The organism is Acidimicrobiales bacterium (assembly GCA_036399815.1).
Lineage (GTDB): Bacteria > Actinomycetota > Acidimicrobiia > Acidimicrobiales > DASWMK01 > DASWMK01.
Genome location: DASWMK010000044.1, coordinates 21,601 through 36,892, shown reverse-complemented (window position 1 = coordinate 36,892; position 15,292 = coordinate 21,601). Strand labels below are relative to the sequence as shown.

Sequence of the window (15,292 nt, the reverse complement as noted above, 5' to 3'; positions counted from 1 at the left end):
GGCGCTGCCGCTCCTCGACGGGCTGTCGGCGGGGGCGCACCGGGCGGCGGTCGACGCCGGGCGGCGGTCGCTGCTGGCGAGGGGGCTGCTCGCCGCGGACGGCACGCCGGCGCCGCCGCTGCGGGCCGTCGTCGCCCTCCGCCGCTCGCCGGACGCCCGCCTGGTGGCCGACCGGGGCGACGCCGTCGTGTGGTGCCACGTCGCCCCGACCCGCCCGGCCGTGCTGGAGGAGCGCCCGGGCCCCGACGGCGTGCACCGCTTCACCCTGCGCTGGCCCGAGCGGGCGGCCGCCGCCCTCGCCCGCTTCGCCGCTCCGAGGGACCGCCCGCACCCCCACATCCACCCGCCGCCCGGCACCGACGCCGGGCGGGCGCTCGCCACGGCGACGGCCGTCACGCGGGTTGGCGCCGCCAGACCGGGGCCGGTGAGCGCCGCCATCACGGTCGCCGACGGGCCGCTCGGGACGTGGGTGGTCGTCGCCGGGACGACGCCGCGCACGCCCATCCCGTCGACGGCGTGGCGCTGGTGGAGCTGTTCGGGCTGCTGCTGGCGCTGCCCTACATCGACTCGGGCGCGGTGACGCCGAGCAGGCCGAGCCCGACGACGAGGCCCAGCCGGGCCGCCTCCACCAGCCAGAGCCGGGCCGACGTCAGCTCCGGCGGCACGCCCTCGCCCATCACGTAGCAGTCGTGGTAGAAGCCGTGGAACCGCCCCGCCAGCTCCCGCACCCACGTCGTCACCTTGTGGGGCGCCCGCTCGACGCAGGCGGCGAGGACGACGTCGCCGAACTCCGACAGCGACCGCAGCACGTCGAGCTCGCGCTCGTGGACGAGCAGGCCGAGGTCGGTCGCCTCGAGCGGCGGGCGCTCGACCCCCCGCTCGGCCGCCACCCTGGCGATCGAGGCGATCCGGGCGTGCGCGTACTGCACGTAGTAGACGGGGTTCTCCATCGTCGTCGACCGGACGACGTCGAGGTCGAGGGTGGTCGCCTGGTCCACCGACGACATGAGCGACAGGAAGCGGACGGCGCCGGGGCCGACGTCGTCGACCAGCTCGGACAGGGGCACGGCGTTGCCGGCCCGCTTGGACATGCGCCCCTGGGCGAGCGAGATGAGCTGCCCGAGCTTGATCTCGAGCCGGCCTCGCTCCACGCCGAGCGCCTCGACCCCGGCGAGCAGGCTGGCCACCTGGCCGTGGTGGTCGGCGCCCCAGACGTTGATGACCCGGTCGAAGCCCCGGACGATGAACTTGTCGCGGTGGTAGGCGAGGTCGCCGGCGAGGTAGGTGAAGTCGCCGTTCGACTTCACGAGCACCCGCTGCTGCCTCGGGTCGCCGAACTCGCCGGTGCGGAGCCACACGGCCCCGCCCTCCTCGAACACGAGGCCCCGCTCGCGCAGCAGCGCCATCGTCGCCGCCACGGCGTCGCTCTCCTCGATCGACGCCTGGCTCTTCCACTCGTCGAACACGATCCCGATGCGCTCGAGCGTCGAGCGGATCTCCTCGAGGATGCGCTCGGCCGCCCACCGCCCGGCCGCCGTCACGTCGTCGGGGCCGTCGTAGGCCTTGGCCAGCTCGGCCACGTACTCGCCCTTGTAGCCCTCCTCGGGCGGCGACTCGCCCCGCCGGCGGGCCAGCAGGCTGGCGCCCAGCTCCCGGATCTGCCCGCCGGTGTCGTTGACGTAGTACTCCCGGGCCATCCGGTAGCCGCACCGCTCCATCACCCGGGCGAGGGCGTCGCCGTACGCGCACCACCAGCCGTTGCCCACGTGCAGCGGGCCGGTCGGGTTGGCGCTGACGAACTCGATCTGCACCCGCTCGCCCCGGCCGAGGTCGCTCGCGCCGAGGCCGTCCTCGCCGGCGGCGACGGCGTCGCGCAGCACGTCGTGCAGCCACGTCTCCCGCAGGTGGAAGTTGACGAACCCGGGCCCGGCCACGTCGACGCCGTCGACGTGGCGCGGCGGGTCGGCCCGCAGCGCCTCGGCCAGCGCCGTCGCCAGCTCGCGCGGGTTGCGGCCGGCCGCCTTGGCCGTCGCCAGGGCCACGTTGGTCGACCAGTCGCCGTGCTCGCGGCGGGCCGGGCGGGACAGCACCACCTCGGCCGGCGCCTCCACGCCGACGGCCGGCAGGGCGGCCCGCACGGCGGCGGCCAGGTCGTCGCGGATCACGTCGGCCCGCCGCTCACGCCATCGCCCCCGGCCGCCACGTCAGCGGTCACGGCCCTCGACGAGCCTGGCCACCCGCTCGGCGAGGTCGAGGGGCTCGAACGGCTTCGTCACGTAGTCGTCGGCGCCGGCCTCGAGGCCCTCGCGCACGTCGGTCGCCTGGGCCCTCGCCGACAGGAGCAGGACGGGGATGCCCTTGGTCGCCGGGTCCTCCCGGAGGGCGGCGAGCAGGTCGAGCCCGCTCACCTTCGGCATCATCACGTCGGTCACGATGACGTCGGGCTGGCGCGACCGGGCGACCGCCAGCGCCTCCTCGCCGTCCCTCGCGCAGACGACGTCGAAGCCGTCCATCTGGAAGTTCACCTCGAGGAGCTTCAGGATGACCGGGTCGTCGTCCACGACCAGCACCGTGGCCATCGGCGCATCCTACGGGCCGCGCTAGCCTTGCCTTCCCGCCCTCGTAGCTCAGGGGATAGAGCAGCGGCCTCCGGAGCCGTGCGCGCAGGTTCGAATCCTGCCGAGGGCGCGCCTCCCGGCCGCCAAGGGCAATCGGGCGACCACCCCTTGTCGTCACTCCCTGGCGCGGCGTAGCGTGGTCCGGCTCCCGCCGGGAGCGCTCGCGCTCGGGTGGCGCATCACCGGCGGGTCATGACGGGAGGCGGGGCTGACGCGCGATCGGAGTCGTTCCACGAGCACGGGTCGACCCCTCGCCGGGGCGCGCCCGGGCGGGCCGGTGGGCCGGTGACGGCGGCGCCCCGCCACCGGCGGACCTTCTACCTGGTCGGCGCGGCGGACTGGGCCCTCGACTTCCACGTGCTGATCGTCGCCGCCCTGCTCGTCGTCGAGCGGACGGGGAGCGGCGCCGCGCTGTTCGCCGTCGCCGCCTCGAACTGGCTGGCCGAGACGATCTTCGAGGTGCCGACCGGGTACGTCGCCGACCGCTACGGCCGCACCCTGTCGACGGCGGCCAGCTTCGCCCTGCGCGGGATCGGGTTCCTCGTGGTCGCGGCCGCCCACAGCCCGCTCCAGTTCGTGATCGGGTGGGTCGTCGTCGGCCTCGGGTCGACGATGCTGTCCGGCGCGCTCGAGGCCTGGGCCGTCGACCACGAGCGGGAGGTCGGCGGCAAGGTCGACGCGCTGCTCCTCCGCGCCCAGCGGGCCCAGTCGGTCGCCATGCTCCTCGCCATCGGCGCCGCCGTCGCCGTCGGCGGCATCTCCTACGCCGGGCCGTTCGTGGTCGCCGGCGTGGCCGGGCTCGTGCTCGCCCCCGTCGTGGCCATCGCCATGGGGCCCGACCCGGGGCTCGCCCAGCGGGCCGAGGCGAGGACGACGTCCGGGCTGCGGGTCATCCCCAAGGTGCTCTCCCACCGCGACTACCGCCCGCTGTTCCTCCTCGGCGCCGGCCTGACCTTCGCCATCGCCATCCCCGGCGTGCAGTGGGCGCCGGCGGTCGAGGAGGTGTACCCGACGCTCGCGCTCGTGCCCCTCGGCGCCGTGCGCGCCGTCGCGCCGGCGCTGCGGGCCGGGACGAACTGGTTCGTGGAGCGGGGCGTCAACCGCTTCGGCCGCCGCATGGCGTTCCTCTCCCTCCTGCTCGTCTCCGCGGCGCTGCTCGGCACCGTGGCGCGCGTCGGCGGGCTGGGGCTGATCATCGGGTTCGCCTTCTACTCCGCGCTGTCCGGCATCGCGACCGTGCTCATCGGCGCCCGCCTGAACGAGGTCATCACCACGCCCGAGTGGCGGGCGACGATCCTGTCGCTGTACTCGGCCACGATCGGCCTCGTCACCGGGGTCGGGCTCCTCGTCGTCGGCGCCGTCGTGGGCGAGCCGGGCGACCGCCACGGCGTGTGGCTCGTGTCCGCCGGCGTGCTGGCCGCGCTCGGCGTGGCGGCCGGCCTCCGGCCCCGCGTCCTCGACGGCCCGGAGCCGGCCGCGGAGCCCGCGGAGGTGAGGACGGCGTGACGGTCGCGGCACGCCGCCGACCGCCCCCGGGCCCCCGTCCGACGCCCGCGCCGCCGTGCGGCGACGGGCGCGAACGCTCGCGTCAAATCAGGATGGACGAGCGAGGAGCGAAGAAGTCGATGTCCGATTTCCGCCAGACACCGGCGGGGGACCGTGGGAGATTCTTCCCGTGATCGAGGACTTCGATCGCTGCTACGGCGCTGTCCGGAGCCGTGACACCCGCTTCGACGGGTGGTTCTGGGCGGGCGTCACGACGACCGGCGTGTACTGCCGGCCGAGCTGCCCGTCCGTCACGCCGAAGCCGTCGAACGTCCGGTTCTTCCCCAGCGCGGCCGCCGCGCAGTCCGCCGGGTTCCGGGCCTGCCGGCGCTGCCGGCCGGACGCCACGCCGGGCACGCCGTCGTGGAACCACCGGGCCGACGTGGTCGGCCGGGCCATGCGGATGATCGCCGACGGCGTGGTCGACCGCGAGGGCGTGCCCGGCCTCGCCCGCCGGCTCGGGTACAGCGAGCGCCACCTCAACCGCCAGCTCGTGGCCGAGGTCGGCGCCGGCGCCATCGCGCTGGCCAGGGCCCACCGGGCCGCCACCGCCCGCCTCCTCCTCGAGACCACCGACCTGCCGGTGTCCCAGGTGGTGTGGGCATCCGGGTTCTCGAGCACCCGGCAGTTCAACGACACGATCAAGGTGGTGTTCGGGACGACCCCGAGCGCGCTGCGCAGGGCCGGCGGCGACGCCGTGGCCGCGCCCGGCGCCCTGCGGCTGCGCCTCCCCACGCGCGCCCCGTTCGACGGCGAGGGCCTCGTCCGCTTCCTCGCCGCCAGGGCGGTCGCCGGGGTCGAGGAGGTCGTCGACGGCGTGTACCGGCGCACGATGCGGCTGCCCCGCGGCACCGGGATCGTCGCCCTCACGCCGGCCCCGGACCACGTCGAGTGCCAGCTGCGCCTCGACGACCTGCGCGACCTGTCGGCGGCCGTGCAGCGGTGCCGCCGCCTGTTCGACCTCGACGCGGACGCGGCCGCCGTGCTCGACCAGCTGGGCCCGTGCCCGGTGCTCGGCGAGCTCGTGGCCGCCAGCCCCGGCCGGCGCATCCCCGGCACCGTCGACGGCGCCGAGCTCGCCGTGCGGGCCGTCCTCGGCCAGCAGGTCTCGGTGGCCGGGGCCCGCACCCTGGCCGCCCAGCTGGTCGCCGCGCTCGGCGAGCCGCTCGCCGACCCGGACGGCGGCCTCACCCACCTGTTCCCCACGCCCGCCGCGGTCGCCGCCGCCGACCCGGCCCTGCTCCGCATGCCGACCACCCGCCGCCTCGCGCTGTTGAGCATGGCGACCGCCATCCACCGCGGCCAGCTCTGCCTCGACGTCGGCGCCGACCAGGCCGAGGCCGTCGAGGCGCTCCAGCGCTTCCCCGGCATCGGGCCGTGGACGGCGTCCTACGTCGCCATGCGCGCCCTCGGCGACCCGGACGTGTTCCTCGAGACCGACCTCGGCGTGCGCCGCGCGCTCGAGCACCTCGGCGCGTCGGGCGACCCGGCCGCTGCCCTCGCCATGGCCGAGGCCTGGCGCCCGTGGCGGTCCTACGCCGTGCAGCACCTCTGGGCGGTCGACACGAGCTTCCCGCGGCTGGAGAAGGCTTCGTGACGGTGGCGGTGCGCGACGCCACGGAGGCCGTGGACGCGATCGACTGGGACACGGCGAGGGCGGGCCTGGCCGAGCGCGGGTTCACCACGGTGGGCCGGGTGCTCGACGCCGCGCAGTGCGACGAGCTGGCCGCCCGCTACGACGACGACGGCGCCTTCCGCTCCACCGTGGTGATGGCCCGCCACGGGTTCGGGAGCGGGGAGTACCGCTACTTCGCCCGCCCGCTGCCGGCCCTCGTGGCCGACCTGCGGACCGCCTTCTACCGCCAGCTCGCGCCGGTGGCGAGGGCGTGGGCGCCGGACCTCGGCACGCCGGTGGACGTGCCCGACGAGCTCGACGGCTTCACCGAGCTCTGTGCCCGTCACGGGCAGGCCCGACCGACCCCGCTGCTGCTGCGGTACGGCCCGGGTGACTACAACAAGCTGCATCAGGACGTGTACGGCGAGGTGGTGTTCCCCCTCCAGGTCACCATCTTGCTGAGCCGCCCGGGTGAGGACTTCACCGGGGGGCACTTCTTGCTCGTCGAACAGCGGCCGCGCTCCCAGTCGCGGGGCGAGGTCGTTCCCCTGGCCCAGGGGGAGGCCGTGGTCTTCGCCACGCGCACCTGGCCGGCCAGCGGACGGCGGGGCCACTACCGGGCGGTCCTGCGCCACGGCGTGTCCACGGTGAGCGAGGGTCGGCGGGTGACCCTCGGCCTCATCTTCCACGACGCGGCGTAGGGCAACCCGGACAACCCTCAACGAAAAGAGCGGGGCGGGGCGGCAGGTGCGCGTCCCCACCGCGGGTGGGTGACCACCCGTAGACCTGTCGGAGCGGACCGATGACCACCTCAACCTCAGTCACCCTCGCACCGGCCCAGTTGCCGGTGACGGCCGTCGGCGTCGACGTCGGGCCCATGCGCCAGGACCTCGTCCACTACGGCACCCGCCTGCTGGAACGGGGCCGGCTCACCGAGGCGCTGGCCGCCTTCGAGGCCGCCGCCTCCCGCCCCCAGGCCGACCCCCAGGTGCGCCGCCTCCTGAACCAGGTGCACCGCCGGCTCGTGCCCCGCTGGCACTTCGCCATGCTGAACGACACCGGCCGCAACGCCGCCTACCGGCGGGCGCTGTCGACCATCGACCTGCGGGGCAAGACCGTGCTCGACGTCGGCAGCGGCTCGGGCCTGCTGGCGATGATGGCCGCCGACCTCGGCGCCGCCCAGGTGTACTCGTGCGAGGCCGTCGAGGCCATCGCCGGGCTGGCCCGCCGGATCGTCGCCGTCAACCGCAAGGCCCACATCGTCGAGGTGATCGCCCGGCAGTCCTTCGACCTCGTCGTCGGCCGCGACCTGCACGCGCCGGCCGACGTGCTCGTGACCGAGACCATCGACTGCGGCCTCGTCGGCGAGGGCCTGCTGCCGATCGTGCGCCACGCCCGCGAGCACCTGCTGCGCGAGAGCGCGTCGATCGTGCCGTGCAAGGCGACCCTGCACGCCGCGCTGCTCGAGAGCGCCGAGGTGCACGGCAACAACTTCGCCTTCGTGGCCGACGTCTACGACGTCACCCTGTTCAACGAGTTCTCGACCTACGACTACTTCCCCGTCCGCCTCGACACCTGGAACCACCGGCTCCTGTCCGAGCCGGTCGACCTGTTCCGGTTCGACTTCGAGACCGACCCGCTCGACCCCGAGACGGTGGAGGTCGACCTCGAGGCCGGCTCGACGGGGACCGTCCACGGCGTCGTCATGTGGTTCACGGTCGAGCTCGTCCCCGGCGTCAGCATCGCCAACGCGCCGACCGGCCGCGCCAGCCACTGGATGCAGGCCGTGCAGTGCTTCGAGCACCCCATGCCGGTGAGCGCCGGCCAGCTCGTCCGCCTCCAGGCGACCCACGAGCTCACCAGCGTCCACGTCCAGATCGTCTGAAGAAGACCAGGAGGAGAGGGAAAGCGATGGAGCAGCACCACCACAAGACCGTCCTCGACGGCGAGCCGAAGTACGACCTCGACGACTACGAGCTGTTCCGCGACTGCCTGCTGCAGTTCGGTGACTCCGAGCTCTTCGCGGACACCGAGGAGTGGCTCTCGATCGACAACCCGTACCGGCGGACCCTGCGGCCCCACGTCTTCAAGTACCTGGACTTCAGCCGGCCGCTCACCCGGGACGAGATCCTCACCTACACGAGCCTCACCGCCAACCGCACCCTGCTGACCGTCTACGAGACCGACTTCGTGCTGCTGCCCCGCGGCGACTTCGCCTCGAAGCAGGACGACTTCCGGGCCTTCTACGACCCGAGGCGCAAGGTGCTCGCCGAGGTCATCCGGCCCCGCCTCGAGCGGTTCGTGTTCGACTTCCTCGGCTCCGAGGTGAGCGTCAGCGGGAAGTGGACGCTGAGCTCGCTCCGCGAGCTGTTCGAGGACCAGGTGGCGGCCGTGCGCCGCAACGACCCGATCCCGTCGCTCGAGGCGATCCTCAAGTCCTCCAACCGCGAGCACGCGGCGAAGACGTTCCTCATCCAGCTGGCGGGGGACTTCCTGATGGAGTCCTCACCGATGGCCCGCAACGTGCTCGGGAACTTCGGCGACCTCCAGTCCGAGCTGTTCAAGATCGTCATCGACGAGTTCGGCTACGGCGTCCACCGGACCAAGCACAGCACCCTGTTCGAGCACCTGCTCGAGAGCGTCGGGCTCGACCCGTCGGCCCACGCCTACTGGCAGTTCTACCTGACCTCGTCGCTGCTCATGAACAACTACTTCAACTGGATCTCGAAGGACCACTCGCTGTTCTTCCGGTACCTCGGCGCCGTGCTCCAGACCGAGACCGCGTTCATCAGCAGCTGCGCGCAGATGGCCGAGACGTTCCGCATCGTCTACGGCGAGCAGGCCGACGTCACCTACTTCCTCGAGCACGTGTCGATCGACCAGGACCACAGCCGCATGGCGTGGGACAAGCTCGTGCAGCCGGCCGTCGAGCAGTACGGCGAGGCGATCATCCCCGAGATCGTGCGCGGCTTCGAGGAGGCCCGCTACCTCGCCGACCTGGCCGACCAGGACTTCGTCGCCCAGGTGGCGTGGATGGACGGCCAGCCCGAGTACAAGTCCCTGCACCCGGCCGTGCTGGAGCGGATCGAGAGCGGCGCCGTCACCTGCCCGGTGCAGACGTTCGTCGAGCCCCGCGGCGAGCTGTCGGTCACCCACGTGCACGACGGCGACGAGCTGTGCCACATCGAGTCCGGCGTCATGCACTTCATCACCGGCCACGACCGGATCACCGAGCTCAAGGCCGGCGAGGGCGTGGTCATCCAGCACAACCGGCTGCACGGGGCGATCATCGACTCCGACGAGTGCGTGTACCACATCCACTCGATCGGGGACCATCAGCGGTGCCTGTCCTGAGCTTCGACACGCGGGACACCACGGTGGTCGTCGCCGGCGACCGCCGCTGGTTCCTGCTGCCCCACCGCGACGGGCCGCTCCTCGTGGACGGCACCTGCTCCCACCGGGGCGGCCCGCTGTGGCTGGGCGAGGTGATCGAGGACGGCGACGCCGTTCGCTGCCCCTGGCACGAGCGCTGCACCGGCACGCGGGTGCTGAAGCGCAAGGCCGTGCCGCTCGTGGTCAGGGGGGCGAAGGCGACCGCCGTCCTCCCCGAAGGCTGCGAGCGCCCTGTCGCGAGGAGGAGACTGTGAGCCCGAACTTCGCCCCTGGCCTCGAGAAGTTCATCGAGCGGGCGACCAAGGTGCTGCCCGACGAGTACCACCTGCTGCCGATCCCCGAGCAGCGCGAGCTGTACCGGGGGTTGACGACCGCGTTCCCGATCCCGTGGCCGGAGACGGTCACGGCGGTCGACGACGCGGTGACCGTCGACGGCCACACCGTCGGCCTGCGGGTGTACCGCACGACCGACGAGCCCGGGCAGGCCGCCGTGCTGTACTTCCACGGCGGCGGCTTCGTGCTCGGCGACCTCGGCACCCACGAGGCGATCGTCGCCGAGCTGGCCGCCAAGTCGGGCACGACGGTGATCGCCGTCGACTTCCGCCCGTCGCCCGAGCACCCGTTCCCGGCCGCCGTCGAGGACGGCTGGACGGCCCTGCGGGGCGTGGTCGCCGAGGCCGACCGGCTCGGCATCGACCCGGACCGCATCGGCGTCGCCGGCGACAGCTCGGGCGCCAACCTGGCCGTCGTCGCCTGCCTGGTGACGAGGGACCGGGGCGGCCCCCGCATCGCCGCCCAGTCGCTCGTGAGCCCGGTGCTGGACTTCGCCCGCTGGCGGGCCGGCGGCGAGGACGCCCCGCTGCTGACCAGCAACGAGATGGTGTACTTCACCGCCTGCTACGTGGGCGACCAGGCCAACCTCGAGCACCGGTACGTGTCGCCGCTGCTGACCGAGACGTTCCACGACCTGCCGCCGGCCTACATCATGGGGGCCGAGCTCGACTCGCTGAAGGTCGACTCGCTGGCCTACGCCGAGCGCCTCGAGGCCAACGGCATCCCCGTCGAGCTGGTCGTCGAGCCCGGGTTCGTGCACGCCTGCCTGCGGGCCAGGGGCTACAGCCCGGCCGTGCAGGACGCCTTCGACCGGTGGTGCGCGGCGACGGCCCGGCTGCTCGCCCCGGCCACCGCGGCGGCGGGGGGCCAGCTGTGAGCCGCCGGCGGGTCGGCGTCATCGTCGACCCGTTCTCCTCCGGGATCCTGCTCGCCCCCGAGCTGCGGGCCGTCGGGTTCTCGCCCGTGGCGCTGCTCAGCGCCAAGGAGCCGCCGCCCGACTTCCGCAAGACCTATCGGCCCCAGGACTTCGACGAGATCATCATCGGCGACGGGCCCATCGACGAGGTGGTCGCCAAGGTCGCCGCCCTCGAGCCGGAGTTCGTCGTGTCGGCCACCGAGACCGGCGTGGAGCTGGGCGACGCCGTCGCCCCCCGGGTCACCCCCCACGTGGCCAACGTGCCCGAGCTGGCCGCCGCCCGCCGCCACAAGGGCGCGATGGGCGAGGCCGTGCGGGCGGCCGGGCTGCGCGTCGCCCGCCAAGTCTGCACCGACGACCCGGCCGAGGTGGCGGCCTGGATCGAGCGGGAGGGGCTCGAGGGCCAGCCGCTCGTGCTGAAGCCGCCGAAGAGCGGCGGCACCGACGGCGTCGTCCGCATCCGCCCGGGCGACGACTGGCGGCCGGCCTTCGACCGCCTGCTCGGCTCCCGCAACCGGCTCACGCTCCTCAACGACAAGGTGCTCGTGATGGAGCTGCTCGTCGGCACGGAGTTCGTGGTCGACACCTACAGCGTCGACGGGCGCCACTTCGTCACCGACGTGTGCCGCTACCGCAAGGTCGTCAACGAGGACCACATCGCGGTGTACGACAGCATGGAGTTCATCGACGACGACCCGACGCCGGGCCGCTCGCTCGTCGAGTACTCGTTCCAGGTCCTCGACGCGCTCGGGATCCGCAACGGGGCCGCCCACACCGAGGTGATGCTCACCGAGGACGGGCCGGTGCACATCGAGACCGGCTCGCGCCTGCACGGCGGCGGCCACCCCGAGTACTGCCGCCTGGCGACCGGCGACAGCCAGCTCGACCGCATGATCGCCCACCTCACCGGCGCCCGCCCCGTCAACGGCGACTACCACCTCGAGCAGACCGTGCTCGTCGTGTTCCTGATCGCCCACGAGACCGGGATCGTCACGAACATCGAGGTGTTCGAGCAGGCGGCGAAGCTCCCCACCCACTACAAGTCCGCCGTCCCGGTGCACAACGGGGACCGCATCGAGCCGACCAGGGACCTGTTCACCGCCCTCGGCTTCGTGGTCCTCGCCGGCGAGCGCCGCGACGACGTGTTCCGCGACTACGACGCGATCAAGGAGATCGAGCGGTCGGTGCGCGTCGAGGCGACCGACGAGCTCGCCGCCGCCCGGTGACCGCGGAAAGGACGCCCATGACCGACACCACCGACAACCGTCCCGTGCTGCTGGTCGTCGGCAGCGGCGACCAGCGCTACCGGGAGTACATCGTGAAGTCGGCGGCCGAGCGCTACCGGCTCTGGCTGCTCGACGCCGACCCGCCGGCCTGGCACGACCAGTACGTGATCGGCACGACCGCCGTCGACCCGATGGTCATCGAGGACGGCGTGGCCGCGGCAAGGGAGATCGCCGCGCAGCAGCAGATCGACGGCGTGTTCTGCTACGACGAGGGCCTCATCTGGCCGTCGTCGCACATCGCCGCGGCGCTCGGCGTGATCGGCAACGACCCCGAGGTCGTCCGCTCCTGCCGGGACAAGCACGCCACCCGCGAGGTGCTCGACAAGGCGGGCGTGGCCCAGGCCCGGTCGGCGGCCGTCTCGTCGCCGGAGGAGGCGGCGGCCGCCGCCGAGTCCATCGGCTACCCGGTGGTGCTGAAGCCCCGCGGGCTGGCCGGCTCGAAGGGCGTGCTCCGGGTGGACGACCCGGCCGACCTGGCCGACGCCTACACGGCGGCGCGGGCGGCGAGCTACCCGGGCGTGCCCGTGTACGACGCCGGCGTGCTCGTCGAGGAGTACCTCGACGGCCCGGAGATCAGCATCGACGCCGTCTTCCACGAGGGCGAGTGCCTCCCGATGGTGCTGGCGAGGAAGCAGGTCGGCTTCGACCCGTTCTTCGAGGAGGTCGGCCACGTCATCCTCCCCGACGACCCGCTCATGTCCGACCCCGACATCGTCAACCTGCTCGAGGAGAGCCACCGGGCGCTCGGCTGGACGGTCGGCGTCACCCACACCGAGATGCGCCTGACGTCGCGGGGCCCCCGCCTCATCGAGGTCAACGCCCGCCTCGGCGGCGACCTCATCCCCTGGCTCGGCTGGCTGGCGAGGGGCGTCGACTGCGCGGCCGCCCACGCCGACGCCTGCATGGGCCGGCGCCCGGACGTGACCCCCACCCGGTCGAAGGTGGCGGCCATCCGCTTCCTGTACCCGCCCGAGGACTGCGAGGTCGTCTCGATCGACCACCACCCCGAGCGGGGCGGCCCGACCATCGTCCACTCGATCGTGATGGGCCGGCCCGGCGCCGTCCTGCGCCTGCCGCCGCGGGGCTACCTCGCCCGCTACGGCTGCGTGATCGCGGTGGCCGACACCGAGGAGGAGTGCCGGGCGGCGCTGGCCGAGGCCGAGCAGGTCGTCGAGCTGCACGCCGTCCCCGTCGAGGCGACGTCCCAGGTCGCGTCGTGAGACGGGACGCGGCGGGCGACTCGATCCTCGCGACGGCCCGCACCGTGCCGGCCCCGGTGTGGGCCCTGCTCGTCGGGACGTTCGTCAACAAGCTCGGCAACTTCCTCCAGGTCTTCCTGGTGCTGTTCCTGACGTCCCGGGGGCTGTCGGCCGACCAGGCCGGCCTCGCCCTCGGGGCGTACGGCCTCGGCGCGGTCATCGGCGTGGTGACCGGCGGCGGCATCACCGACCGGCTCGGGTGCCGGGCGACGATCGCCGGGTCGATGGTCCTCGCCGGCGCGCTCACCGCGGCGATGCTCAGCACGACCGAGCCGGCGCTCGTGATGGTCATCGCGTTCGCCACCGGCGCCGCCGCCCAGGCCTACCGGCCGGCGTCGGCCGCCCTCGTCGCCGCCCTCACCCCCGAGGACCGGCACGTGATGGTCTTCGCCATGTACCGGCTGGCGTTCAACCTCGGCATGACGATCGGCCCGCTGGCCGGCGCCGTGCTCGTCGAGAGCGCGTCGTACGCCGTGCTGTTCTGGGCCGACGCGCTGACCTCGATCGGGTACGGCATCGTCGCCGCCATCGCCCTGCCCGGCGGGCCCATCGGGACCGACCGGGACGAGGCCACCGAGGAGGCGAAGGGCGGCTACCGGCGGGTGCTGCGGGACCACCGCTACACGCTGTTCGTCGCCGCCCTCTTCCTCAACGCCGTCGTCTACGTCCAGTACCTGACGGCCCTGCCCCTCCACGTCGAGGACGAGGGCCTGTCGGCCGGCATCTTCGGCGTGCTCGTCGCCGTCAACGGCTTCGTCGTGATCGCCTGCGAGCTCCCGGTCACCCGGGTGGTGCAGCGGTGGTCGGCCCGGCTGTCGGTGCCGCTCGGCATCGGCCTCGTCGGCCTCGGCCTCGCCATGTACGCCGGCCCGGCCGCGGTGGCCTGGCTGGTGTTCGCCACCGTGGTGTGGTCGGCGGGCGAGATCATCGCCACGCCGACGGCGTCCGCCTACCCGGTGCGGGTCGCCCCGTCCGGGCTGCGGGGCCGGTACCTGGCCACGGCGGCGGCCAGCCAGAACATCGGCTACGCGGTCGGCCCCGTGCTCGGCGCCCTCGCCTGGTCCCGCACGGGGGTCGGCGTGTGGTGGCTGTGCGGCGCGGTCACCGTCGTCGCCGTCCTCGCCGCCCTCGCCGGCATCGAGCGGTCGGCGGCCCGCCCCCGCACCGAGGAGGTCGTGCCCGGCCCGGCGGACGAGCCCGAGGTGCCCCAGGAGGTGACCGTGGCATGAGCCAGGCGGCCCGGCGGGACGAGGGCCGGTTCCTGGCGGCGACGTTCGTCACCAACCTCGGCAACGGCATCCAGACGATCGCGGCGGCCTGGCTGGCGCTGGTCGAGACGGGCTCGGCGCTGTCGGTCGGCGCCCTGTTCGTCGTCGTCGCCCTTCCCCAGGTGGCGGCGTCGCTCTCCTCCGGGTCGCTGTCGGACCGCGGGGCCCGCAAGCGGACCTGCATCGCCACCGACCTGGCCAGGGCGGTCGTGGTGGCGGCCGTGCCGCTGGCCCTGCTCGTCGACCGGGCCGTGATGCCGACCCTGTACGTCAGCACGTTCCTGGTGTCGCTCCTCGACGCCATCTTCGTGCCCGTCGCCAACGGCTGGGCCCAGCAGTTCGTGGCGCCCGACCGGCGGCGGCGGTTCAGCTCCCACTTCGAGCTGTGGACCCAGGCCGGGATGCTGCTGTCGGTGACCGCCGGCGGCTTCCTCGCCCAGTGGGCCGGCGCCGGCGTCGTGTTCGGCGTGAACGCCGTGTCCTTCCTCGCCTCGGCCGCCTTCCTGGCCGGGATGGCCCCGGACCCGGCCGGCGCCCCGTCCCCCGCGGGCGTGCCGGCCGGGGACGGCGGCGCCGAGGGCGGCGACGTGGACTGGCGCCGGGTGGCGCCCGCCGTCGCCCTGTTCGCCCAGGTGCGGACGATCCCGACGATCATGAACACGCTCACCGTCGTGCTCGTGATCGACGTCTTCGAGCACGGCGTCGGCATCCTCGGGCTGACCGACGCGCTGGCCGCCATCGGCTTCGGGTCGGCCGCCGCCGTGTTCGGCCGGGTGCACCGCCGCGTCGGCGACCTCGGCGCCGTCGCCATCGGCTTCGGCGGGGCCGCCCTCTGGATCGTGCCCCAGCCCCTGTTCGGCCAGGCCGGGCTGATGGTGTCGTTCACGATCGCCACCGCCCTGTTCGGCCTCGGCCGGGTCGGCACCCGGGTGGTGCTGATGGACGAGGCCGGCACCCGGCGGGCCGGCAAGGTGTTCGGGGTCGGCAACGCGGTCGGGCTGCTCGCCGCCGCCGCCGGGACGGCCGCCGTGTCCGGCGCCGTCGAGGCCTGGTCGATCG

13 protein-coding genes, 1 tRNA gene and 1 pseudogene are annotated in these 15,292 nt (G+C 73.9%); 13 read left to right on the top strand and 2 right to left on the bottom strand.

Annotation, left to right across the window (positions count from 1 at the left end; translation table 11 throughout):
• A partial coding sequence (locus VGB14_03320) for a hypothetical protein (GenBank protein ID HEX9991936.1) occupies positions 1–580 on the top strand: 580 nt, incomplete at its 5' end.
• Here the strand turns inward: VGB14_03320 and argS are convergent.
• Both argS and VGB14_03310 read right to left on the bottom strand, forming a co-directional pair.
• Entirely contained in the window at positions 558–2,165 is a 1,608-nt protein-coding gene (gene argS, locus VGB14_03315; protein HEX9991935.1) for an arginine--tRNA ligase, read from the bottom strand. The genes VGB14_03320 and argS overlap by 23 nt on opposite strands.
• A gap of 39 nt (positions 2,166–2,204) precedes the next feature.
• Complete coding sequence (locus tag VGB14_03310) at positions 2,205–2,579, bottom strand: response regulator (GenBank protein HEX9991934.1); 375 nt, start codon at positions 2,577–2,579, stop codon at positions 2,205–2,207.
• A gap of 37 nt (positions 2,580–2,616) precedes the next feature.
• Between VGB14_03310 and VGB14_03305 the strand changes: the two genes are divergently transcribed.
• From VGB14_03305 to VGB14_03250, 12 genes and pseudogenes are all read left to right on the top strand, one after another.
• Positions 2,617–2,688, top strand: a tRNA-Arg gene (locus tag VGB14_03305).
• Between the two features lie 215 nt (positions 2,689–2,903).
• Positions 2,904–4,124 carry an MFS transporter gene (locus VGB14_03300; protein ID HEX9991933.1) on the top strand — a complete coding sequence of 407 codons (1,221 nt, stop codon included), beginning with the start codon at positions 2,904–2,906 and terminating at the stop codon, positions 4,122–4,124.
• A 169-nt stretch (positions 4,125–4,293) separates the two neighbouring features.
• Entirely contained in the window at positions 4,294–5,760 is a 1,467-nt protein-coding gene (locus VGB14_03295; GenBank protein ID HEX9991932.1) for an AlkA N-terminal domain-containing protein, read from the top strand.
• Entirely contained in the window at positions 5,757–6,479 is a 723-nt protein-coding gene (locus VGB14_03290) for a 2OG-Fe(II) oxygenase (GenBank protein HEX9991931.1), read from the top strand. Before VGB14_03295 ends, VGB14_03290 begins: the two co-directional genes overlap by 4 nt.
• Before the next feature lie 101 nt (positions 6,480–6,580).
• A complete protein-coding gene (locus VGB14_03285) occupies positions 6,581–7,663 on the top strand; it encodes a 50S ribosomal protein L11 methyltransferase (protein ID HEX9991930.1) in 1,083 nt (360 codons plus the stop codon).
• Between the two features lie 26 nt (positions 7,664–7,689).
• The gene (locus VGB14_03280) at positions 7,690–9,132 is read left to right on the top strand and encodes an iron-containing redox enzyme family protein (GenBank protein ID HEX9991929.1); all 1,443 of its coding nucleotides are present in this window, start codon (positions 7,690–7,692) and stop codon (positions 9,130–9,132) included.
• Complete coding sequence (locus VGB14_03275; protein ID HEX9991928.1) at positions 9,120–9,425, top strand: Rieske 2Fe-2S domain-containing protein; 306 nt, start codon at positions 9,120–9,122, stop codon at positions 9,423–9,425. Before VGB14_03280 ends, VGB14_03275 begins: the two co-directional genes overlap by 13 nt.
• Complete coding sequence (locus tag VGB14_03270; GenBank protein ID HEX9991927.1) at positions 9,422–10,381, top strand: alpha/beta hydrolase; 960 nt, start codon at positions 9,422–9,424, stop codon at positions 10,379–10,381. The genes VGB14_03275 and VGB14_03270 overlap by 4 nt, the downstream gene beginning before the upstream one ends.
• Positions 10,378–11,646: an ATP-grasp domain-containing protein gene (locus VGB14_03265; protein ID HEX9991926.1), complete on the top strand. Its 1,269-nt coding sequence runs from the start codon at positions 10,378–10,380 to the stop codon at positions 11,644–11,646. The genes VGB14_03270 and VGB14_03265 overlap by 4 nt, the downstream gene beginning before the upstream one ends.
• 17 nt (positions 11,647–11,663) lie before the next feature.
• A complete protein-coding gene (locus VGB14_03260) occupies positions 11,664–12,926 on the top strand; it encodes an ATP-grasp domain-containing protein (protein ID HEX9991925.1) in 1,263 nt (420 codons plus the stop codon).
• Positions 12,923–14,194, top strand: coding sequence for an MFS transporter (locus VGB14_03255; protein HEX9991924.1), 1,272 nt, complete (start codon positions 12,923–12,925; stop codon positions 14,192–14,194). The genes VGB14_03260 and VGB14_03255 overlap by 4 nt, the downstream gene beginning before the upstream one ends.
• Positions 14,191–15,240: pseudogene (locus VGB14_03250) on the top strand (MFS transporter). Before VGB14_03255 ends, VGB14_03250 begins: the two are co-directional and overlap by 4 nt.
• Positions 15,241–15,292: the final 52 nt, after the last annotated feature.